A 22,421-nucleotide genomic window follows, 5' to 3' on the forward strand; every position below is an offset into this window, starting at 1 on the left:
GGTTGTTCGCAGGCTGGACCAGACTGGCAATCCGGGCAAGGGGGTTGTTCTCGGGCTGCGCGCCGCTAGGGTTCTGCCAAACCTGCAAGGAGGAAAGCAGATGAAAATGAACCCGCTGGGCCAGACCGGTCTGATGGTGACGGATCTGTGCCTTGGGACCATGACCTTCGGCTCCCAGACATCGCAGCCCGAGGCGCATGCCCAGATGGACATGGCATTGGAGGCGGGTATCAATTTCGTCGATGCGGCCGAGATGTACCCGGTGAACCCGATCAGTGCCGAGACCATCGGGCTGACCGAGCAGATCCTCGGGAACTGGAATGAGGCGAACCCGTCGCGTCGCGGTGACTACATCCTTGCAACGAAGCATTCGGGCGCGGGTTTCAAGCATGTCCGCAACGGAGCGCCGATCTCGGCCGAGACCATTCCGGAAACGGTCGAAGGGTCGCTCAAGCGGCTCAAGACTGACTATATCGATCTCTATCAGTTCCATTGGCCGAACCGGGGCAGCTACATGTTCCGGCAGAACTGGAACTTTGACCCCTCGGGGCAGGACCGCGACGCGACACTTGCGAACATGGTCGGATGCCTCGAGGCGCTCCAGAAGCAGGTGGACAAGGGAAACATCCGTGCCTTTGGGTTGTCTAACGAAAGCGCATGGGGCACGGCGCAATGGCTACGGCTTTCCGAGGCAGGGCATGGTCCGCGAGTTGCCTCGGTGCAGAATGAGTATTCACTGCTCTGCCGACTCTATGACACGGACATGGCGGAACTCGGCGTTAATGAACAGGTCGGATTGATGGCGTTTTCGCCACTGGGGACCGGTTTGCTGACCGGAAAATACCAAAACGATGCCGTCCCGGAGGGATCGCGCCGCTCGATCGTGCCAGAGCTGGGCGGGCGGTTTTCGCCACGGGTTCTCGGCGCGGTGCAGGCATATCTGGACATTGCTGACCGGCATGGGCTGGATCCCGTTCATATGGCGCTTGCATGGTGCCGGACGCGCCCCTTCATGATGTCGGCAATCTTCGGTGCAACCAGCCTGGCGCAGCTGGAGCATGTGCTTGAGGGCATGGATCTCGAGCTTGAGCAGGCGGTTGTGGATGAGCTCAACGCAGCGCATCGCGATCATCCCATGCCATATTAGTTTGTTGCGTTCGAGGCCTTGTAAAAATCCTTCATTTCCAATAGCTTACTTTCCTCAATTGTGTGCATTAGGTGTTTACATTTCATGCACACGACACATTAAATGCACATGTCCAGCACGAACGCAGGACATGAATGGCACGGAAAGTAACGCAGGATTGACACATGGCATCTATAGGAAAGCTTCCATCGGGAAGTTATCGCGCCAGCATAAACCGGAGTGGCGTCCGGAAGACCAAATGCTTCCCCACACGCCGCGAGGCACAGGCCTGGGCGGCATCGGTTGAACAGAAACTATTGGGCCAATCATCTGGTATCAAGGTCAAACCCTCTGGCCTGGACCTGAAAACGCTCCTTGACCGGTATCGCTCCAGTTTCAAGGACACCAGACCGGCTCATGAACACATCAACCGGAGCATCATTAAGCACTTTGGCAACCCTCTGGTCGGCTCCATCAACGAGGCCAGCGTCATGGCCTGGTGTGAAAAGCGCCTGGAGAGCGTGAAGGCGATCACATTGTATCCAGAGGCGAGACAAATCTATTTCGCCCTGAGGTATGCGTTCGAGGAGCATTCATTGGATGTGGATTACGATTGCCCGAACCGGTGCCTGAACCGATTACGGCGTCGAGGATACAGCTTCACAACAGCAAGGCGGGAAGACATTCCGACAGGGGAAGACCTGGACCGCATGTATGAATGGTTCCGGGCAACTGGCATAGTCATGCCAATGGAGCGGATTATCAGGTTCGCGTGTGCAACTGGCCTGCGTGCGGGTGAACTGGTCAGGGTAAGCGTCCAGGACTATGACCGGGACAATCGAACATTGCTGGTTCGTGACCGCAAGGACCCGAATAAGAGGCATAAGAACACCGACCATGTGTTGCCTCTGACACAGCCTGGCATCGACGTCATCGAGGCCATGATTGCTGATGGGTGTGAGGGCCGAATGTTTCCGTGGTGTAAGTATCAAATATCGCGGCATTTCAAGCGTGCAGCTATTGCTGTTGGTCGTCCAGAGCTGGTTTTACATTCGTGCAGACATCTGTGCGCAACCAACCTGGTGGCCGCTGGCTTACCCATCTTCGCTGTCCAGGCGGTGACGAACCACAAGGATATTCGAAACCTACAACGATACAGCCACGTCCGTCCGGCTGATGTGCATGACCTGATGAAGAAACATGGAGTGAATTGAGGCACGATTCGGGTCAAAAATTCCTGCCGTTCTGACGAAATCTTAAGTGTCTGATGTTACGTGCGAAATCAGCGTTTTTTCTGTATCGACAGGTTGTCCGCATCGTGCATGATGCTTGGCCATGTCTGAACAGAACCCATTTCACGCCCTTATGCGAATAGAGCAATTCGCTGACCTGACTGGCCTCAAGGTGGAAAGCGTATTGTCGTTGTCACAGCGCAATAAGCTCCCGCCTGTCATCCGCCTGGGCAATCATCGGTTCATCCACTTTTCAGACGCACAAGCCTGGATTTCATCCAAACTGGATGAAGCAAGGGGCAAACGCTCCAGCGTCACAAAGGCCGCGTGCCATGGAATGCTGGATTAATGAAAGATAAGTTATGAAAATCTCAAAATCGTTCGACCCCGAATGGGTCTTATCACTACCGACGATTTACACGTCCGTTAGGAACACGACCAAACAAGGTAAACTCCGGTTGTGGGCCTATGACCTGATTAAAAAACATGGTGGCCAGGTCAAAATCTGGATGCTGTATGACGCGGCTCAATCTCAACCTGAATTCACAGACAAGATGATTTGGCATGTTCTGAAGGCCAGCATCTACTTCCAGGCAGGAAAACAGTGTGGGTTGAATTGTTTCACTATCACTGATCGAACTGGTCAAGAGGTGACGAAATCTTTTCCTCAATATCATCCACCCATCAGATTTCGTAGTTATAGAGCGGCCTGACGTTTCCATATCATCGTCCGGACCGCCGTTTAAAATTCTGGGCATGATACCTGAGACGCGGAAACAGATGATGCTTAGGCTCCGGATCTAGAACAGGTCCCAGCATCAACGGCTGCTTTGACTCAGAGCGGGCATTGGCAGAAAGCACTGCTATGGCTGGGTCGCGGACTAAACAGACATTCGGTTGGGAAACGCAAACGAGCGCGAACGGCCCAAAGCTGCCGTTGACTAGCGCGCTTGGATGCTGCGTTCGCAGCCTACATTCCGGACATTCGCTGCGACCGCTCGATCTCGTCGTAGCTAGATGTCCGGATCGCGGACAAAACAGCCGTTCGTAACGATTGGACCAACTGAGGCAAGCGGCACATAGCCGACCTTGAGCTTGTCCTTCGGATGCTGCGGACCATCCTGTCAAAGGGCGTTGGTATGGGCGATTGCACCACCCATACCTTGTTCGTACCCGACCTAAAAGGCTCTCACTCTATTCCCGGCAGACCTGTTACGGCTTCGAATGCATCCGAGTGAGGTTCAACGTGCTGCGGATCCCGCGTGCCCGGCAGCACTTCGAAAAGCGGATCGAAGTCCACCATCGCCTGCGCCAGCACACCCAGCATGGTTGGGTCGCCATCAAGCTTGGCGGTGCCATCAGCCATCTGCGCGTCCAGCGTTTTTTCACCGGCCATGGTTAGCTCCAGATCGCTGCGATTTATAGTCAGCGTCAGGTCCGGCACGTCCGACTGGAACCCTTCGATATTGGTCAGGGTGCTGTTGCGCAATTCGACCAGGAACTTCTCGCCATTGTCCGGCGTCACCAAGTTCATCGTAAATTCATGCCCTTCGACCTTGCGCCCGTCCATCTTGATGGCAAGGAAGTTCAGGAACAGTTCAGTTGACATGGCGCGGATAACGTCCGGGCTGGAAGAATCCAGCGTGTCGCCTTCGGGGATTCCCGAGCGTAGCTCGAACGCGCCGGAGAGGAAGGAATTCCGCAGGCCCGGGTTTTCTTGCTGGTATCCGATCTGTTCGTAGACATCCGCCAACAGGTTGCGCGCCGCCATGTTGCGGGGTTCGGCATGCACTAGTTTGTTCAGGATCTCGGTCGCCAGCATGTATTCCCCGTCGTCATGCAGTTCGCGCCCCCTGGCCAAAATCGCATCCGACCCGCCCATCATCTCGACGTATAGGGGGGCGGAATCCTCGGGCGACAGAGGGATCAGTGTGGCCGGGTTACAATCCCAGAACCCGATATAGCGTTGCACGACGCCGCGGCTGTTGTGCTTGGCCGACCCATGAAAGCCGAAGCAATGCCACTTGTCCTGAAGGCCTTTCGGAAATTCGTAGACATTGTGGATTCGGTTGATCGTCACACCCTTGTTGACGAAATGCAGCACCTGGTTGTTTTGGTGGGCATAGACGTCACGCTGGTCACGCAGGATTTGCTGGATGCGGTCGTTGCCCCAGCGCGGCCAGTGGTGCGAATAGAACATCACCTCGGCCTCTTCGCCGTAAAGATGCAGCGCCCGGCTTATGTACTTGGACCAGCGCAGCGGGTCACGCACTGGCGCACCGCGCAGGGTGTAGATGTTGTGCACCGTGGCGGTCACGTTTTCTGCCATCCACAACGCCTTCATGTCTGGCAGATAGGTGTTCATGTTCGAAGGCGCCTCGGTGCCCGGCGTGTTCTGGAAAATCATCCGCACGCCGTCGACCTCGAATTCTTCGATGTCATCCTCGACGATGCGCGTCGGAGCGATCAGGCCGACTGCTCCGGCCGACACGCCCTGTCCAAGACCCTGACCAGCATAACCATGCGGGCTGGCCGGCAGTAGCAAGCCATACTGGTAGAAAAGCCGCCGGTTCATCGCGTTCCCAGCATAGACGTTTTCCGAGATCGTGTGTTCCATAAAATCGCGTGGCGCAATGATCTCGACCTTACCGGCATCCACGTCCGCCTCATCGACGACACCGCGGACACCGCCCCAGTGGTCACCGTGGCTGTGCGAATAAATTACCGCCGTGACAGGCAAACCTTCGCCAACGTATTCTTGGAACAACTCCCATGCCGCGCGCGCCACTTCGGCCGACACCAGCGGATCGATGACGATCCACCCGGTCTTGCCGCGCACGAACGAGATATCGGACAGGTCGAAGCCACGCACTTGGTAGATACCGGGGATCACTTCGTAGAGACCATAGTTCTGGTTGAGCCGCGAAATACGCTGCATCGACGGGTGGATACTGTCGAAGTCTTCGTCCGTGTTCAGGAAGTCGAACCGTTCCATGTCCCACGCCACGTGACCTGCGTCGGCCATGATCTTCTTGTCGGGCATCTCGGCGATCAGGCCGCGTTTTTGCTCGTCGAAATCCTGGGTATCGGAAAACGGCAGAGTGCGCCGGGCTTCGTCCAGAACCCTGCGCGTGTGTTCTGAAGGTCCCTTGCCCTTGGGATGAAAGTGTCCTTCAAGCGGCGCGGCTTCCTGTGTCTGAGCCGCTGCTTCGTCCAACAGCGCGGTTCCGGAAACCGCAAAGGCCGTCCCAACGGTTGGGATTGCTTTCAATATGTCGCGTCTGGTGGTCATGGTCGAGTTCCCCTTAATCCAAATTGAGAGCCGGCCACTCAGCGGCCCGCGCTCCTGTTTCGTTCAATGGCCGACACGGTGATGTCTGGTGTGGCGGCCGTATAATTTCTATATTTTGAAGGTTTCAACGTCTGCAGTCTTGCTCACCAGACCAGATTGCTGGAAAAGTAATGGAAGCGATTTGCAGGCAACCTGCTTTAATATCCGGGGGAGCGACATTGGGGACCGGACACCTGACACCAGAGCACAAGAATATTTTGCGCGGGTCAGGCTGGCTGGCAGGCAGAAGCCCGTCATTTCAGGATGCGTTTCTTGAACTGGGAACCCTCATGAGGCTGGAAGCCGGGCAGGTTCTGTATCAGCGCGGCCGGGTGCCCACCCATGCCTACGGCCTGATCCAGGGGCAGATCGATGTACAGCTGCTTGCCCCGACCGGAGAAGAACTTGTCTATCCTTCGGGCAGCCAGGCCAGATGGTACAGTTTCCCGGATGTCATCACCCAAGAACCTGCAGCGGGAATTACAATCGCCCGCCAGCAGTCCCTTCTGCTGTGCATATCGCGGTCGGAACTCATGCGGTTCCTGAGCGAGGAACCGAGCCGGTACATCGACATGATAGCCCATGACAATGAACTGAGACGGAACCTTCAGGAGGTCGTTGCCGAAGTCGTGTCCGTTGATGGCGTCGAACTTGTGGCCAGACGCCTTGTTTGGATGATTGAAGCGGACAGGCTCGACACTCACAATGCAGTGGCGATTTCACAGCGGGAATTTGCCTCGGCCGCCGGGATTTCGGTCCCGACAGTGCAGCGTGCGTTTCGCGACCTGAAGCGGAAGGGCTTGCTCGAAACCTACTATGGCAAGATCGTGATCAAGGATCCGGACAGTCTGGCTCGTTTCGCCGAAACGCTGGGTGTGGATTGAGCATGGTATCCGTCAGAACGACGATGGCAGATATACGATTTTTGTCGGTCCGAAAGCGCCTGAAGGCTGGGAGAACAACTGGGCGCAGACCATGCCGGGCAAAAGTTTCAATGTGATGATGCGCCTGTATGGCCCGCTAGAACCTTGGTTCGACAAAAGCTGACGTCCTGGAGACTTTGGGCTCGTAGAGTAATTGGGCGGATTTCGAACATCCAAGAAGCCTACGCCTTGCTAGATGTAGATGCTCTATGCACCAATTGCTCTCTGGGATTTCAGGGAAGTAATCTAAGCGGACGTTGTTGGTTCTCGCAGCGAACGACCGCTTAATGCCCTTCGCGACTGATGCTGTGCAAAACACGAATGCATACAATGGTCTCAATGTGGTCACCTGAGTGTTTTTGTCAGATGACTGCAATGCCTCGCTGAGTTGCCTTTGCGATGGTCGCTTCCAATCTTTGCGGCATCGTGACTCATGGCGATAGGAAAATCGCACATGTCGCATCTGTTCTGGCTCGACCAAGAGCACGCATAACGCACCAAACACATGTTCGAAGAGCCACGAGTGTTGCTTGTTCCGAGACCCGGATGCTTTTCGGCGGCTTAGTTCACGTAATTCGCAACTTTGCTCGTTGGCGGGAACCACAATCAGAGCAAAAGATCTAGGTTTACCGACACAGTTTTTCGCCTCGGTTCACTTGAAAAAGAGACACCCCGGAGAGCATGTGGCTCAGCCGGGGCGTGTCCTGGATTATCAGCATAAATAGGATATTTGGTCTGTCGGTGATGTAACCCCAAAAAGTGCACCCTGGGGTATCTTTTTCCATATCATTCTTCACAGAACCTGATTAAGATTTCCAGGTCCGGACTATCAGCTATCCCCGGATAATAGGCTTACGCACGCCACGCTGGAGGTGTGTCCGGAGCCGTATGGAAAGCCAACCAACCAGTTCAACCTTAGGCCGCACATCCGTGTGGCCCGAACGCGTTACTGGAGGGCTTATGATGCCAACGAAAATAGAAAATCCGCCACCCGCGAATGTGTGTGAAACGGAGACGGGTGACGGACATGCTGGAGGAGGTAAAAATGCTCCTAAAAGTAAGATATCCGGACGCAAGCACGAAGAACACCCGCTCAGCGACCTACAACATCTTTTTTTGGTCTCCATTGGCGAGGAGGCTGAGTGATGACAGTGACGCATATTGCCCCGACCACGCCAAACGGGGGAGATCCGGTTGTCATCTTCGCAGGCTGGAAAGAGACGCACACAGGCACACAGAAACCTTACCCGACAGCTCCATTGAAATCGATTTGGAGCATGCTCCGGTCAGGGAACATCGGGAAAGTGTCCAAGGATAAATGTCCGGCCTGCATTCTCAGCACCTACAACGCTCCGGATGCGCGAACCAAGGCGGGACAGTCACAGCATGGCCAATACCTGGCTGTGCCGGTCGATATTGATGAAGGCAACTATGACCTGGAGACAGTCATCAAGGCCGCCGAACAGGTGTTTGGAGGTCAGTTCGTTGTCTATAGCACCTCGTCATCCAGTCACGATGTGAAAAAGTGGCGGGTCATTGCCGCATGGCCGGAGAAGATACCGCCGAGGCGATACAGCTTCCTCGCCAAAGCCGCCGCCGCTCTGATGGAGGAAGCTGGTATCGAAGTGGACGACCTATACGACCGCTTAAGCCAGCCTGTTTTCCTGCCGAACGTTCCACCAGACAGGAGGGACGAGGAGGGCAATCCGCTGTTCTTCCAATGGCACATCAGCGACAAGGCAATGTCACACGAGGAGTTGGCACAGCTGGCCGAACGGTTGGATGACAATGCCGCCAAGGCGGAAAAGAAAGCCAAGGCTGAGCGGGAAGAACGCAAGGCGACTGTCACGACCGGGCAACTATCTATCTATGACTGGTTCAATGAACGGCACCACCTGTCGAAGCTATTGAAAAAGCATGGCTATACGAAGATGCGAGGCCGCTATCTGTCTCCATATCAGGAGGGCGATAGTCCAGGCGTGGACATCTTCGATTGTGGGGAACGATGGTTTTCGTTTTCCAGTTCCGACCAGGATGCAGGTGTAGGCCATGCGTGCGACCGTGGGTGCTATGGCGATGCGTTCGATATTTTCGTGCACTATGAATTCGATGGCAACACTTCCAGAGCCTTGGCCGAAGTCGAACGGATGCGCCGCCAGGAACATGCCGCCATATACGAGGAGAGACGAAGCCAGGGAGAACTTCTGACCAGAAGCGAACCTATTCCGCTGGACGCAATGCCTCACGTCTTCATGGGCCCGAGGGGAGGCATCACAATTCCCCAGACGATTGAGAATTTCGAATACATGGTGAATGCGTATGGCATCCGCATAACGCGGGACGTGATATTTAAGACATTCGAAATCAACTATCCCTGGAAAGACCGACCAAATGAAGGGGCCGAAGAAGCCGACCTGGCACAGCTTTACAGTATCTCTGGATTGAACCGCATTGAGACAGGGAAGCTGGACATGTTCATGAAAGAACTGGCACAGCGGAATTTCACCAACCCCGTTGAAGACCTGGTTCAGAGCCGGACATGGGATGGTGTTGACCGGTTCCCGGAACTATTGGCCAGTATCGAAGTGGACCCGCATGCCGATTTTCCAGACGACATGCTGGAAATCTATCTTAAGCGCTGGATGGTCAGCGCCATTTACGCCGCCGTTCATCCTACTCCATCACAGACCAGGGGCGTTCTGGTGTTTACAGGACCACAAAACATTGGGAAAACGACCTGGTTCCAGTCACTTATCCCGTCCGGGCATAACCACGAACTGTTCAAGGAAATCGAGGTTCTGGACCCTGGCAACAAGGATGACATCATCAGAGCAACAGCAACCTGGATTGCAGAAATCGGGGAACTGGCCAGCACGTTTAAAAAGGCCGATGTAGACCGGCTCAAGGCATTCCTGACACAGACAGTCGACACCATCAGGATGCCATATGGACGCGCCCATATAAGCCTACAGCGCCGGTCGGTGTATTGCGGGAGCACCAACGATACGAACTTCCTTGCCGACCTGACAGGGAACACGAGGTTCTTCGTTGTGCCGGTCAAGGCAATCAACGCATGGCACGGCATCGACATGCAACAGATGTGGGCACAGGTCTATGGGATGTATCTGGCAGGAGAAAGCAAGTTCCTGACAAGGGAAGAGCAGGAACGTCAGGAAGCTATCAACCAGGATTTCGTGACCGTGGAGCCGGTCATGGAAGGCATCAAGGCGTGGATTGAAAAAGAGACGAAAAAACAGGCGGAACGGGATGCTGACCCCGGCACTGTATGGAACCAGATACGTGAAGGGCGATACGGTTCAGCCGAAATTCTGGATAGCCTGGACGACAGGTTCGTTATGCCGCCTTACTCCCCACTTCAATTCCGCAAAGTGAATGAATGCATGAGAGCTATGGGCTATGTGGGCACCAAATACCAGGGTGCGCTCAACGTCTATACGCTACCGTTCAACACGAATAAGTCGAAAAACTGGAAGAAGAAGTCAATGAAATGATTGGTGCCCCTTGGTGCCCCTTGTGGTGCCCCTCAAGTAAGCCCCTGAAAGAGAACAATAATCTATACTGAAAGTAAACAAGGGGTAGTAAGGGGTATATATATTGGAGAAGACTATAGGGATTATAAGAGTGAACAGTCTGTAGTAAGTCTGTGCTCCCGGGAATTTGGTGCCCCTCTACCCCCTGACACACTCTTGTTTGGCGATTGTTGTTATCTATCAAACACATAGCAATCCAGTGACAGGGGGTAGTAATGGTGCCCCTTTATACCCCCTGTGCCCCTTGACTACGCACTCCACCATGCACCACACCATGGTCATATGGCCTTATGATTATCCTATTCACCAACCTGGATGCACACACCGTGCCAATGATGGGGGCTATGTATATAGCGACCGCGCCGTCTGTCATCGAACGCCATACCGGCACGCTCTCAATTTCTGGTCTCAAATTTTCCGGTCACCCCTATGACATAGACCGTCTGGCACCGCCGCTCAGACAATTGCGCATATAACTATCCCCTACGCCTGGGCGTCGCACGTATCGCACGGTGCACACACCTCAGCGTATGGCCTATGCTCCTTGGGGGGCTGTTCAGCCCATACGAAATGCTTCCAGACCCGAGGTCCTCCAGGCACCTGTTTTTTAGTCTGAGGTTTCTGTCAATCTCCTAGGCCATCTTTCATAGGCCCACAGCCAATCAGATTTCTGCAATTTTCCATGTTTATCTCAGCATCACCAAATAAGATATTGTAAACAATGGGTTGCCCTCAAATGACCTCAAATTTCTTCGACAATTCTTCAAGCAGTGGTGAACGACAAATGTGGGCATCCGCATTGAACTTGCTCACCAAAGACCTGTTCGGAATAATCCTTCTCCAACCTGGTCTTATCATAAGAGAAGTATCGACATGCAGGCGATTGGTCAGTGCCTTCGTCAATCGTCCTAAGTCATTCGATGCACAGCATTTATCCAGATTGGTATCCTTCTCCGGACTGGAACTTGATCCGGCCAGAGACTTTTACAGCCATTATTACGAACGCCATTTTATTCCGGACGAACATTTAAGACGAACTCTGTTAAGAGCTAGAACCAGGGTCAACCCATTATCAAAATTGGTCGACCGTGATGGCAACGTCCTGGTTAGCACATTCCCGAAAGACATGAACCTGAACCATGATGGATACGAAGCGTTCGTGAACGACTATTTCGCACAACAGGCCGCATAAGCGAACCTCACCAAGCTGTTGCTACCTTGTGAGGTTCATCACACCCGACCGACCATGAGAGAATGATGATGAAACGGTCAGGCGGATTTCAATCTTTTCAATTTGGAAGCTACAGCGTTGGCGAACATCTGTAGGTCGACCCTGGTTGGTTCACGACCGTAGGCTTCTACGAACATCTTATACAGTTCAATTCTGGGGTCTTCTGGGTCGAAATTTTCCGGGCAATCAAACGCCATCACCCAACGCGGCTTCCAGGAACTCCGCCCCTGCCTCTTCATCAATATGGTTTATGGCATTGAGGAAATCGCGGACCTGGCCGCCAAAGTCTTTCCCTGTCGCTGTCCTGGTGAATGCTGTCCGGTCAGGTTCAACGCCTTCACGCTTCAACAGCAGGCCAATGTCCCGATGAATGTTTATGGATTTCACATGGAACGATTTCCCGTTCACAATCACATCACACTCATACATCTGGCGGGACATGACGACCGAAACTGGCTCCGGCGCGTTTCGGTGCTGAATGATTGGCGTGACGTTGTTCATCTATCTATCTCCTACCAGCTGACGCCTGTCAGATACGCGACCGCTGGCTTCAACATTTTCCATGTGACTGGCATAATCAGTCGGATTGCTGTGCTGTCTGTTTGGAGCGCTGACCGGACGATAGTCGCTGGTGACGTGGTTGCCGCATCTGACACGTGGATTGCACCGTCAGCGACATCGGCTACAGCATCATCGTCATCAGTCACAGCGTCGCCGTATGACATTCGCGGAGCCGCACCTTGTGCATCAGCCATCACCAGCGTTGCCGCCGACGATGTGTCAACTTCAACCGGGTCCATCGCGACAACAACCCTGGCCGCATCAATGGCAACAACATTCAATGCCGGGAAGTGAGGAGATGCCAGGATAGGGACGCCGAACAGGCCGCCTGTGCGCTCTATTTCGTCACGGAGCGGGAAGTCTTCATTCGCGCCCTGGAGCATCTGGAGACCCATAAGTCGGTCGGTATGCATACAGAACACTGTGTCGATAGAATTGGCCGCTGACATCTGGCTCCGGAGCCATTTCAGGTCCGAAATCACGTTGGCCAGTGTGTTGCCAGCGGAGCCTTGATTGTTCGCTCCGTCAGTCAGTGCGGCAGGCCGAACCGCGAGGATTTGGTCATTGTCCGGGTTGAACATGCTGTCATCGAGGCCGGACGATGCATCGTCCCTGATGAACTGTTCAATCATGTCCAGCACGCCCGGCTGACTGGTCCGGATGAGTTCATTGGTAGCCATAGCAATCGCGCCTAACTTATGGCGGGATAGCGTGACGGATGACAGGTTCCCTTCAACGACAGGGATAGTTGCCGCTTCTCCAACCCATGCTGGTTTCATGCTTCCGCTATCACTGTCGGCTCTCATCGGCCATGTGAGGCTGTTGTTGCCTGCGAACGGTGTCAGTCCAGTCCGGGTCATAAGCTGTGCGGCGACCGAGGTTTGGACCAGGTCATCAACGAACCCCATGGTCATGGATTGAGTAAGTTCTGAACCCCATCCCGCCGCCGTTGTCGTGGCAACAGTCGTCGCCGTTCTGGTCACATGCGCATAGTGCTTCCCGGTGCCGAACAGCTCCTTGATGGATTTGGCTTCCTGCTCACCTTCAGCGTGCTTTTTCATACCGGCGAAAGCGGCGGCTGACAGGATACGAAGTGACTTCAATGAAACCTGTTCGGTGCCTTTTCGCTTTGGTTCAGCGGGTGGAAGCGCCTGGACAACGACGTCACGCTTCAGTTGCTTTTCCAAAGCATCCATCTTCGCCATCACGTTTGGCAATTCTGACTGGATGGCTACAGCATCGTCCAACTGAGAAACGGCCTTGTCGTATGCTTTGGCGGCCCTTGCTCGGTCAATGGCTTCATCCAGTTGTTTCTGGACCCGCGGGGACTGGATTTCACCGGTCATGTATCGGTCTCCTTTTTCACCGTCCGCTTACGTGCGGCAGGTTTCTTGGTCATAAGCTTCATCGCGTCGTTGGCGTCGGAGAGGGACTTTTCGATGGTAGTGACCTGCGCTTTCAACTGGCCGTTTTCTTCCAGTCGGTCTTCCAACTCCTCACGGAGTTCGACGACCTTGTCGGTCAGGTCCTTCACGTCATCTTCCAGTGAGGCAATCCGTTTCCCGTATCGCTCCCCTAAGACTTTGGTCAGCATCAACAGGTCCGCTTTGGTGACGGCTCCATCGGCCGGGACATCGACCTTGAAAGGATTGTCAATCACACCGAAACTCATGCCGCTTCTCCATCATTCAAGGCTTCTGATATTTCGTCCTCTGTCATTTCATCACTGGGGATGATTGGCGAAGGCTCATCGCCGAACGTGTCGACCTGGTCGACGGGCCTCATCTGGCTTTGGACCATTGGACTATCACCGCCATCGACAGGCGACAGGCCTTCACGCTTTCTGGCGTCGTTGACAGAATAGATGCCGCTCACAACCCCCCTGGCCAGACCTTCAATCCGTTGCTTACTGTCCATCCGGAGAAGTTCATCAACGACGAATTCAATTGATTGGTCATCAGGTAGATTGAAGAATTTGGTGAAGGTGCTTTCCAGCGATGCAATCAGGAAGTTGAGACCAGATGACAGCCAGAAGCGCATCAGCGTTTCCGCGTTGTTGAACGTGCTGTTTTCCAGTTCCCCGACCATCATTGGCGGCGTATTGAACACGCGGCATATGTCCGAGGTCGACATCTTCCATGCGGACACCAGTTCGGCATCCTGTGCGGAAATTCCCATTGGTGAAAACTTAATGCCCATGCCGAGGATAGGGATGCCACCGGATGCGAGGTCCTTACTCTGTTCGTTCCAGGCTTCACGGAGCATCTTCATCTGTTCGGCGTTCAGCTCCATGTCGGTCGACAGCACACCGGAGGGACGTGACTGGTTCTGGAAGAACGAACCTGACCCCTGGACGATAGCCGCGTTGGCCATGATGGATGACGATGCCGCCTCCAGCGGCGTGACGCCGACGACAGGGTTGGACGGGTTAGGATGAAGCCGGAAGTGTGCGACTTCCCTGGATGGCATAGGCTCCCGGAGCTTCGGGTCAGCCGCGAGGTCTACAATCGGCCCGCTGGTCTGATACCAGATATCGCCATTGCGGATTTCACCAGTCGTCATGGACGGGTCCAGCATCCATATCTCTTCAGCGCGGCGAGGTGTCGGACCGCCAGTTGAGGCGACATAGCCATTGCCTCGATAGAGCATGGCGCGGACGATGTTGGAGATGAATTCCGTTCGGGTCTGAACTGTGTTCGGTCGGTTCAGCAGGTCCAGCGCGTTGCTGGTCATTTCGACCTTGGTGCCGTCTTTTTCTTTCCTGACGTGACGCACTGGCAGGCTGGAGATGACCTTGCTGTTGATGCTCACGCAGGCTTCGACGATTGCGACATTGTGCGTGTTTACATAGGGCGGCGAATACTTCGTGTATTGAAACCAGTTCATCGGCCAGGAGGCTGGAATGCTTCCTTTCTCCACCGTGGAGGATGCTGGCTGGCTCCGTAGACTATCACCCCCGCCAAACATCCCCCCGATACGATTTAAAAGGCCCCGTCTGTTCGCCATGGACTTCATTCCCGTAGTTGTTGGCGCTCAATGTATCAGGCTCAGCAGAAATATTCGGAAAAATTGAAATATTTCTCAATAATTACAGTCGTTTGGTAGGATGCTTCTGTGGAATGGAGGATGATATGAAACACAACCACAAGGACTTCAACGGACCGGACCCTGATGACTATTTCACCTTCGAGGTGATGGTTCACAGGGACAAGGTGAAGAGCAAGGAAATCTGTGTCGGCGGAACCCGCATGATTGTCCTGGTTCCGGATGGCGACTTCATCACCCGCGCTGAATTGGATGCTATCAAGGAGAGCGAACGCTTTAAGGGCCGCCTTGATGAAATCACAGGGCGGTGCGATTGACACAACCTGAACACACGCAACCTTCTAACATATTGAAACTCAACAAACTATTACCAGATGCCATATTGACCAAACCGGTCACAAGGGGCCGGGCGCCTGCATATCAGCGGCCATCCTGCAAGCGTTCGAGCTACTCTGCGGCCGGTGCACGCTGCTGGCGCAGATCCCGCGCAGACAGCCCGTGAGCGGTTCTGAAAGCTCGGGCGAAACTTGACTGTGATGTGAAACCAGTGGCGGCAGCGATATCCTGAAGCGCCATTTCCGTATCGGTCACCAGCCGACGAGCCTCGGCCAGCCGCAGGTGCAGGTAGTGATCCTGCGGGGTCGTGTTCAGCCGCAGTCGGAATTGCTGCTGAAGGGTCCGCGGGCTGGTGCCGAGACTGGCCGCGAGATCCGCAAGCGGGATGGGTTCGTCCAGAGCGGCCTCCATCAGGGCGTTTGCACGTGCGGTAAGTGCGCTGTGCCGGTGATCGCCCAACCTGCTTTGCGGGCGGGCCGGGGCCGTCGGTCCGTCATAGAGAAACAGCCCCGCGACCCGGGCTGCAAAACCGCTGCCATGCCGTGCCGAGATGATCTGCAGCATCATCTCGATCGCCGGGGTGGCCCCGCCGCTGGTCAGGCGGGATCCGGACAGAACGAACCGGTCGGGTTGCACATCGACCTCCGGAAATCGGGTGGCAAAGTTCTCGAGATCTTCCCAGTGCGTGGTCGCGGCATGGCCATCGAGCAGGCCGGCCTCGGCCAGTAGCCACGGCCCACCGTCGATCCCGGCAAGGGCTGCTCCCGTTCCGGCGATCCGCCGCAAGCCGGCCAGCAATGACGGCGTCGCCTGTCGCGCCAGCTGAAAGCCAGCCACCACGATCAGCAGATCGCAGCGCTCCAGCCGCGCTAGCGGTGTGCCCGGCACGCTGAGCCCGCTGGTCAGCATCGAGGGCGCCGTTGTCGGCGTGACATATTCCCAGTCAAAGGCGTGCCGGTCCGCAAGCCGGTTGGCCGCCCGCATCGGATCAACAACTGCGGCAAAGCTCAGGGTATTGCAGTCGTCCAGCACCAGAATAGCTGTCTTCAGCGGTCTGTGCTCCGGTTGCAGAATGTTTTTTGCGGATTTTGTCAAATTCGATTCGCTTCTGGTCAAGTTTCGCAGAGAAGGCTGCGCCACTCTTTGAGTGAACACAAACCGGAATCTGGGGAAAAACCGGGGGATATCCCGGTGGAAATTACCCCGGTTCAACTGTGAGGGTAGGATCACGATGCCTCTGACCATGAACCGCGAGGTTTTCATCACCTGTGCCGTGACCGGCTCGGGCAGCACACAAGACCGCAGCCCCCACGTGCCGCGCTCGCCGAAACAGATCGCCGACAGCGCGATTGCCGCCGCCAAGGCCGGGGCGGCGGTGGTCCACTGCCATGTGCGCGATCCCGAAACCGGAACGCCCTCGCGCGATCTGGCGCTTTACCGCGAAGTGACCGAACGGATCCGGGATGCCGAGGTTGATCTCGTTCTCAATCTGACTGCCGGTATGGGCGGCGATATGGTTTTTGGCGGGGTCGAAACGCCGATGCCGCCGGTTGCGGGGACCGATATGATCGGCGCCTCGGAACGGGTCGCGCATGTTGCCGAGTGTCTTCCCGAGATCTGCACACTGGATTGCGGCACGATGAACTTTGCCGAGGCCGATTACGTGATGACCAATACGCCGGGCATGCTGACCGCGATGGGGCAGATGATGACCGATCTGGGCGTCAAGCCCGAGATCGAAGCTTTTGACACGGGCCATTTGTGGTACGCCAAGCAGCTTGTCGCAGACGGGGTGCTGGAACCGAACGCGCTGGTGCAGTTGTGTATGGGCGTACCGTGGGGCGCGCCGGATGACCTCAATACCTTTATGGCGATGGTTAACAACGTGCCCGACGACTGGACGTTTTCGGCGTTCTCGCTGGGGCGCAACCAGATGGCCTATGTCGCAGCTGCGGTGCTGGCGGGCGGCAATGTGCGCGTCGGCCTTGAGGACAATCTGTGGCTGGGCAAAGGCCAGCTGGCCGAGAACTGGCAGCTTGTCGAACGGGCCGGAACCATCATCGAGAACATGGGCGCCCGGGTGATCGGGCCCGCGGAGGTGCGAGCAAAGCTCGGTCTGGTCAAAAGGGCCCCCGCGTCATGAGCAGGGCAGGGCTGGCGGCAACACTGTTTGGCATGTTGCTGGCCTTCCCGGCGGCGGCCGAGCTTTATCGCGACAGGTCGGTCCCGATGGTATCCGTCGAATCCCTCGATCTGAGCCGTTATCTTGGCCGTTGGTTCGAAATTGCGCGCTTTCCCAACAGGTTCGAAAAGAATTGTGTTGGAGTGACCGCAGACTATGGCATGCGCGAGGACGGCAAGGTCTCGGTGGTCAACACCTGCCGACAAGGCACGCTGGACGGTCCGGTCAAGGCGGCCGAAGGGCGTGCCACGGTTAAGGCACCGGGGCAGCTTTCAGTGACCTTCGTGCCGTGGCTGCCATTCGCCCGAGGGGATTACTGGGTGCTTTATGTGGATCCGGATTACTCACTGGCGGTGGTCGGGGCGCCAAAAGGCACCACCGGGTGGATTCTGGCCCGTTCACCACAGATTTCCCAAGCCGATCGAGACCGGGCCGAGGCCGTTCTAAGATCGAACGGGTATGACACAGACAAGCTGATTGAAGTGACACAGCCATTGCGCTGAGGTCGCGAGACAGGAGGATTGCAGGGTGACTACGGCGACAATCATCGGCGGCGGCGTAATCGGTGGCGGCTGGGCGGCGCGGTTTCTGCTGAACGGATGGGATGTTCGGGTGTTTGACCCCGATTCGGATGCCGAACGCAAAATAATCGAAGTGCTGGACAATGCGCGGCGGTCGCTGCCCGGTCTCAGCGATGTGCCGCTGCCGGATGAAGGGCAGTTGAGCTTTCACGATACGCTCGCAGAGGCCGTTGTGGGCGCCAGCTGGATACAGGAGAGCGTGCCGGAACGTCTCAATCTGAAACAAAGCGTTTACAAAGAGTTGCAGGACGCTTGTGATCCGGATGCGGTGATTGGGTCCTCAACCTCGGGCTTCAAACCATCTGAGTTGCAGCAGGGCGCTTTGCGCCCCGGCCAGATCGTTGTGACACACCCGTTCAATCCGGTTTACCTGCTGCCGCTCATCGAAGTGGTGCCGAGCGGGGAAAACACCGCCGCCTTCGTATCGCGGGCGCAAGACATCCTCATATCGCTCGGGTTTTATCCGTTGCACGTCAAAAAGGAAATCGACGCCCATATCGCGGACCGCTTTCTCGAAGCTGTCTGGCGCGAGGCGCTCTGGCTGGTCAAGGACGGTGTGGCCACCACCGAAGAGATCGACGAAGCAATCCGCATGGGATTCGGCATCAGATGGGCTCAGATGGGCCTGTTCGAAACCTATCGGGTCGCCGGTGGCGAGGCCGGGATGCGACATTTCATGGCCCAGTTTGGTCCGGCTCTGAAATGGCCGTGGACCAAGCTGATGGACGTGCCTGACTTTACGGATGATCTGGTGGACATGATCGCGAACCAGTCCGACGCGCAATCGGGTCAACACTCGATCCGAGAGCTGGAGCGGATCCGGGACAACAACCTTGTCTCGATCATGCGGGGGCTAAAGTATCAGAACTGGGGTGCGGGCACGGTGCTCAACACCCATGACGCCCGGCGCAGACCGGGCCTGCTGCCCACTCTGGACGAGGCAGACTTGTCGCAACCGATCCTGACCCAGGCCCGCGCGGTGCCGCTCGATTGGACCGACTACAATGGCCACATGACCGAACACAAATACATGGAGGCTTTTGCCAACGCGACGGACCGTTTCATGGCCATCATCGGTTGTGATTCCGACTATATCGCCTCGGGCGGCAGCTATTTCACCGCCGAAACCCATGTCCGGCATCTGGACGAAGCCCATGCCGGGGCAAGGATCGAAGTCCGGACTCAGATGTTGCTGGGGCAGGGCAAGAAACTGCATGTCTTTCACAGCATGTATGAGGGCGAGCGCCTGTTGGCCACGGGAGAGCACTTCCTGCTGCATGTCAGTCTTGAAAGCCGCCGACCTTGCGCACCGTCCGAGGCCATCGAGGTGAACATGGCCCGCATCACCGAGGCACAGGCGGGTTTGCCCTATCCCGAAGGGGCGGGCAACGCGATCCGCAAGCCGGGATGAACCAGCGGGTTCTGATTACTGCTGGTGCGTCAGGCGTCGGCAGGGCGATGGCCGAGGCCTTTGCGGCAACGGGCGCGCGGGTATGGATCGCAGACATGGACCAATCCGCACTGGAGACCTGTCCCGAGGGCTGGCAGCGGTCGCGGATCGATGTTGCCGATGAAAATGATGTCGAGTCTCTGTTTGAAGATATTAGTCGCGAATGGGGTGGGCTTGATACGCTCTGCGCAAATGCCGGGATAGCTGGCCCCACGGCATCAGTTGAAAATGTTTTGCTGGTCGACTGGCGCGCCTGTCTGGCGGTCAATCTCGAAGGCGCATTTCTTTGCGCGAAACATGCCGCGCCGATGCTGAAACGGCAGGGCAATGGGTGCATCCTGATCACGTCATCAACAGCCGGCCAGCACGGGTATCCGAACCGGGCACCCTATGCGGCGGCGAAATGGGGAATGGTCGGGCTCGGCAAGACTCTCGCCATGGAACTGGGCCCTTACAACATTCGATGCAACGTGATCTGCCCGGGTTCCGTCGAGGGACCGCGTATGACCGGCGTTCTGGATCGCGAGGCCGCCGCCAAGGGTATGACCCGCGAACAGGTGCGAGACGGGTATGCATCCGGCACATCAATGGGGCGCTTCGTCGAAGGCCGGGACATTGCCAACATGGCGGTATTCCTTGCGTCGGACGCTGCGCGGCTGGTGTCAGGGCAGGTCATCGCAGTGGATGGCCATACGGTGAACCCGGACCCGAAACTCTAGCTGCTGCCGGCCTTTGCCGACACCTGCGACCGGCTCAGTCGGTTGTTTGCGCTCCCGACAACGAGCGGCGCAGCTGTTTCAGATAGGCGGGAAAGTCGCGCGCGGTGAAATCCGCCTCGCGCACAAGCTGGTCGAAATGACTTGCAAACACTTCGATGCGGTTGATGTCCCGAAACGCCAGATAGTGGCTGCCTACATAAAGGACACACAGCAACGGGCCGAATAACGTGATCGGGGCGGAATACAGGCGCTTGGCGTCAAACAGGTAAACCCGAAGCCGCGGATACAGCTGATCGCTGAGCGCGATGAAATGATCTAATTGGTCAAGCCGGGTTTTCAGGGGAAGGCCCGCATAATACCCGGATCCGGATGCAAAGCTCTCAATCTCGAACAGAGGCAGCGCGATCTCGTAATCCGACTGCCCGCCGCGCATCCACGTCAGCCGATCCTCAGAAGCACCAATCGCCTGATCTGCCGTGCGCCCAAGATGCGGGGCATATTCCCATTCCAGCAATGCCCGTGTCTTGAGCATGTCCGGCAGGGCGGCTGGAACATGGCGGATCTTGTAGCCGGCAGCCTCCTTGTGCCATTCAAAGATCCGCTCATCCACCAATGCACGGGCTGCCTCGGTCATCGAAAGAGATCCCGCCAGCAGTTCAGCAGCGCTTTCTGGACGCTCTGACAGGCTCAGAAGCCAATCCGCCGACACCCCAAGAACCGCGGCGCAGGCACCGACGACATGCGCGTTCGGTAGCCGGGCCCCCTCGTCGGTCAACAACTGCGAAATGGTTGACCGGTCGACGCCGGCTTCGCGGGCCAGTTTGCTCTGACTGGTGCGGCTTTGTTCCATTGCGCGCGCTAGGCGGCTTCGGAATTGTGCGGCCCTCAATCGTTTGTCAATTTTTTCCGACATGTGGTGAAAATTATCACATTTGGTGAGTGATGTTAATCATATTCAGAATTCCAGACATCTCCCCGCTCGAGTAACGCTGGAGAAAAGACTGAAAAACTTGGGAATGGAGACGGAATGGAGACGCGATGCAGATCGCTGGTCAAGGCTGTCATCTGGAACATGATGGGCTTGTGCGTGATGACGCTGGTTGGGCTGATCGCCACCGGTTCAGCAGCACTTGGGGGAACGCTGGCCGTGGTCAACACGCTGATCGGGCTGACGCTTTACGTCGTCTATGAGCGCATCTGGTCGGGGATCCGGTGGGGGCGTCATGTCTGACGCTCGGATCCGGAAACCGCAACAATCGATGCCGCCCGAATGGGGGACGTTTGCACTGATCCTCTTTTGCTATGGCACCTGGCTTGCGGTTGCCTTTGGTGTCGCCAGCTGGTCGGTCGGTGTGGCGATCCCGATGATGGCGTTGGTTGCGGCCCTGCATTCCTCCCTGACCCATGAGGCGTTGCACGGTCATCCGTTCCGGAAAAAGTGGCTGAACGAAGCCCTGATGGCGCTGCCGCTGACGTTGTTCATTCCCTATAACCGGTTCCGCGACATGCATCTGGCGCACCACCGCGACGAGACATTGACCGATCCCTATGACGACCCGGAATCGAACTATCTCGATCCCGCGGTCTGGAATGCGCTTCCGGGGTGGAAGCGTCGGGTTTGTGCGGCCAACAACACGCTTCTGGGGCGAATTCTACTGGGGCCGCTGATCGGGCAACTGAGTTTCTCTATCAATGAGTTTCGTCTGGCCGTTCGCGGTGATCGGAACGTTCTGTTGGCCTGGGCACTCCACATCCCCGGTGTTGTCGCGGTTCTCTGGATTGTTTCCCTGTCCGGAATGCCGATCTGGGCCTATTTGATCTCGGCCTATCTGGGGCTCGGGCTGGTCAAGATCCGAACCTTTCTCGAGCACCGGGCGCACGCGAATGCACAGGGCCGGACCGCCATTGTCGAGGATCGGGGCATTCTGGCTTTTCTGTTTCTCAACAACAACCTGCACGTTGTTCATCATCAGAACCCCGGCGCGCCATGGTATCGCCTTCCGTCGTTGTATCGGCAGGAACGCGACCGGTATCTGGCATGCAACGAAGGCTACGTCTATCGCTCCTATGCCGAAGTCTTTCGTCGCTACCTGTTGCAGGCCAAGGATCCGGTGCCGCATCCGCTCTGGCCCAGACATTGAAACAGCGCCATA

General features: G+C 56.3%; 19 protein-coding genes. 12 read left to right on the forward strand and 7 right to left on the reverse strand.

What is annotated here, in order from left to right:
* The first annotated feature begins 100 nt into the window (after nt 1–100).
* Together ACP15U_RS02945 and ACP15U_RS02950 are read left to right on the forward strand one after the other, a co-directional pair.
* A complete protein-coding gene (locus tag ACP15U_RS02945; protein ID WP_425043733.1) occupies nt 101–1,147 on the forward strand; it encodes an aldo/keto reductase in 1,047 nt (348 codons plus the stop codon).
* A gap of 164 nt (nt 1,148–1,311) precedes the next feature.
* A complete protein-coding gene (locus ACP15U_RS02950; RefSeq protein ID WP_425043626.1) occupies nt 1,312–2,340 on the forward strand; it encodes a tyrosine-type recombinase/integrase in 1,029 nt (342 codons plus the stop codon).
* Between the two features lie 1,207 nt (nt 2,341–3,547).
* Here ACP15U_RS02950 and ACP15U_RS02955 read toward each other — a convergent pair.
* Complete coding sequence (locus ACP15U_RS02955) at nt 3,548–5,650, reverse strand: alkyl/aryl-sulfatase (RefSeq protein ID WP_425043627.1); 2,103 nt, start codon at nt 5,648–5,650, stop codon at nt 3,548–3,550.
* 218 nt (nt 5,651–5,868) lie between these two features.
* Here ACP15U_RS02955 and ACP15U_RS02960 point away from each other — a divergent pair, with 218 nt between their 5' ends.
* From ACP15U_RS02960 to ACP15U_RS02970, 3 genes are all read left to right on the forward strand, one after another.
* Nucleotides 5,869–6,573, forward strand: coding sequence for a Crp/Fnr family transcriptional regulator (locus ACP15U_RS02960; RefSeq protein ID WP_425043628.1), 705 nt, complete (start codon nt 5,869–5,871; stop codon nt 6,571–6,573).
* Nucleotides 6,563–6,736, forward strand: coding sequence for a DUF1214 domain-containing protein (locus ACP15U_RS02965; protein WP_425043629.1), 174 nt, complete (start codon nt 6,563–6,565; stop codon nt 6,734–6,736). The genes ACP15U_RS02960 and ACP15U_RS02965 overlap by 11 nt, the downstream gene beginning before the upstream one ends.
* Before the next feature lie 1,021 nt (nt 6,737–7,757).
* Entirely contained in the window at nt 7,758–10,124 is a 2,367-nt protein-coding gene (locus ACP15U_RS02970) for a VapE domain-containing protein (protein ID WP_425043630.1), read from the forward strand.
* A gap of 1,456 nt (nt 10,125–11,580) precedes the next feature.
* Here ACP15U_RS02970 and ACP15U_RS02975 read toward each other — a convergent pair.
* From ACP15U_RS02975 to ACP15U_RS02990, 4 genes are read right to left on the reverse strand one after another with little or no spacing between them, the layout of a single operon-like run.
* Entirely contained in the window at nt 11,581–11,895 is a 315-nt protein-coding gene (locus ACP15U_RS02975) for a hypothetical protein (RefSeq protein ID WP_425043631.1), read from the reverse strand.
* Nucleotides 11,896–11,906: 11 nt separating this feature from the next.
* On the reverse strand, nt 11,907–13,301 hold the full coding sequence (locus tag ACP15U_RS02980; RefSeq protein ID WP_425043632.1) for a phage major capsid protein: 1,395 nt from the start codon (nt 13,299–13,301) through the stop codon (nt 11,907–11,909).
* Nucleotides 13,298–13,627: a hypothetical protein gene (locus ACP15U_RS02985; RefSeq protein WP_425043633.1), complete on the reverse strand. Its 330-nt coding sequence runs from the start codon at nt 13,625–13,627 to the stop codon at nt 13,298–13,300. Before ACP15U_RS02985 ends, ACP15U_RS02980 begins: the two co-directional genes overlap by 4 nt.
* Nucleotides 13,624–14,841, reverse strand: a complete 1,218-nt coding sequence (locus ACP15U_RS02990; RefSeq protein WP_425043634.1) for a phage portal protein — start codon at nt 14,839–14,841, stop codon at nt 13,624–13,626. Before ACP15U_RS02990 ends, ACP15U_RS02985 begins: the two co-directional genes overlap by 4 nt.
* Before the next feature lie 245 nt (nt 14,842–15,086).
* Between ACP15U_RS02990 and ACP15U_RS02995 the strand changes: the two genes are divergently transcribed.
* Entirely contained in the window at nt 15,087–15,317 is a 231-nt protein-coding gene (locus ACP15U_RS02995; RefSeq protein WP_425043635.1) for a hypothetical protein, read from the forward strand.
* Between the two features lie 130 nt (nt 15,318–15,447).
* Here ACP15U_RS02995 and ACP15U_RS03000 read toward each other — a convergent pair whose 3' ends face one another.
* Complete coding sequence (locus ACP15U_RS03000; RefSeq protein WP_425043636.1) at nt 15,448–16,431, reverse strand: GlxA family transcriptional regulator; 984 nt, start codon at nt 16,429–16,431, stop codon at nt 15,448–15,450.
* 136 nt (nt 16,432–16,567) lie between these two features.
* Here ACP15U_RS03000 and ACP15U_RS03005 point away from each other — a divergent pair, with 136 nt between their 5' ends.
* The 4 genes from ACP15U_RS03005 to ACP15U_RS03020 are packed head-to-tail and all read left to right on the forward strand — an operon-like array spanning nt 16,568 to nt 20,268.
* Nucleotides 16,568–17,479, forward strand: a complete 912-nt coding sequence (locus tag ACP15U_RS03005) for a 3-keto-5-aminohexanoate cleavage protein (RefSeq protein WP_425043637.1) — start codon at nt 16,568–16,570, stop codon at nt 17,477–17,479.
* On the forward strand, nt 17,476–18,021 hold the full coding sequence (locus tag ACP15U_RS03010; RefSeq protein WP_425043638.1) for a lipocalin family protein: 546 nt from the start codon (nt 17,476–17,478) through the stop codon (nt 18,019–18,021). The genes ACP15U_RS03005 and ACP15U_RS03010 overlap by 4 nt, the downstream gene beginning before the upstream one ends.
* 25 nt (nt 18,022–18,046) lie before the next feature.
* The gene (locus ACP15U_RS03015; protein WP_425043639.1) at nt 18,047–19,510 is read left to right on the forward strand and encodes a carnitine 3-dehydrogenase; all 1,464 of its coding nucleotides are present in this window, start codon (nt 18,047–18,049) and stop codon (nt 19,508–19,510) included.
* Nucleotides 19,507–20,268 (forward strand): SDR family oxidoreductase, encoded by a 762-nt coding sequence (locus tag ACP15U_RS03020; protein ID WP_425043640.1) that lies wholly within the window; start codon nt 19,507–19,509, stop codon nt 20,266–20,268. The genes ACP15U_RS03015 and ACP15U_RS03020 overlap by 4 nt, the downstream gene beginning before the upstream one ends.
* 34 nt (nt 20,269–20,302) lie before the next feature.
* On the opposite strand, the gene ACP15U_RS03025 is transcribed toward ACP15U_RS03020, so the two are convergent.
* Entirely contained in the window at nt 20,303–21,181 is an 879-nt protein-coding gene (locus ACP15U_RS03025; RefSeq protein ID WP_425043641.1) for a helix-turn-helix domain-containing protein, read from the reverse strand.
* A 114-nt stretch (nt 21,182–21,295) separates the two neighbouring features.
* Between ACP15U_RS03025 and ACP15U_RS03030 the strand changes: the two genes are divergently transcribed.
* Together ACP15U_RS03030 and ACP15U_RS03035 are read left to right on the forward strand one after the other, a co-directional pair.
* A complete protein-coding gene (locus ACP15U_RS03030; protein WP_425043642.1) occupies nt 21,296–21,499 on the forward strand; it encodes a DUF2061 domain-containing protein in 204 nt (67 codons plus the stop codon).
* Nucleotides 21,492–22,409 carry a fatty acid desaturase gene (locus ACP15U_RS03035; RefSeq protein WP_425043643.1) on the forward strand — a complete coding sequence of 306 codons (918 nt, stop codon included), beginning with the start codon at nt 21,492–21,494 and terminating at the stop codon, nt 22,407–22,409. The genes ACP15U_RS03030 and ACP15U_RS03035 overlap by 8 nt, the downstream gene beginning before the upstream one ends.
* Nucleotides 22,410–22,421 lie beyond the last annotated feature (12 nt).

Source organism: Primorskyibacter sp. S87 (genome assembly GCF_049801055.1).
Taxonomy (GTDB): Bacteria; Pseudomonadota; Alphaproteobacteria; order Rhodobacterales; family Rhodobacteraceae; genus JBNAGF01.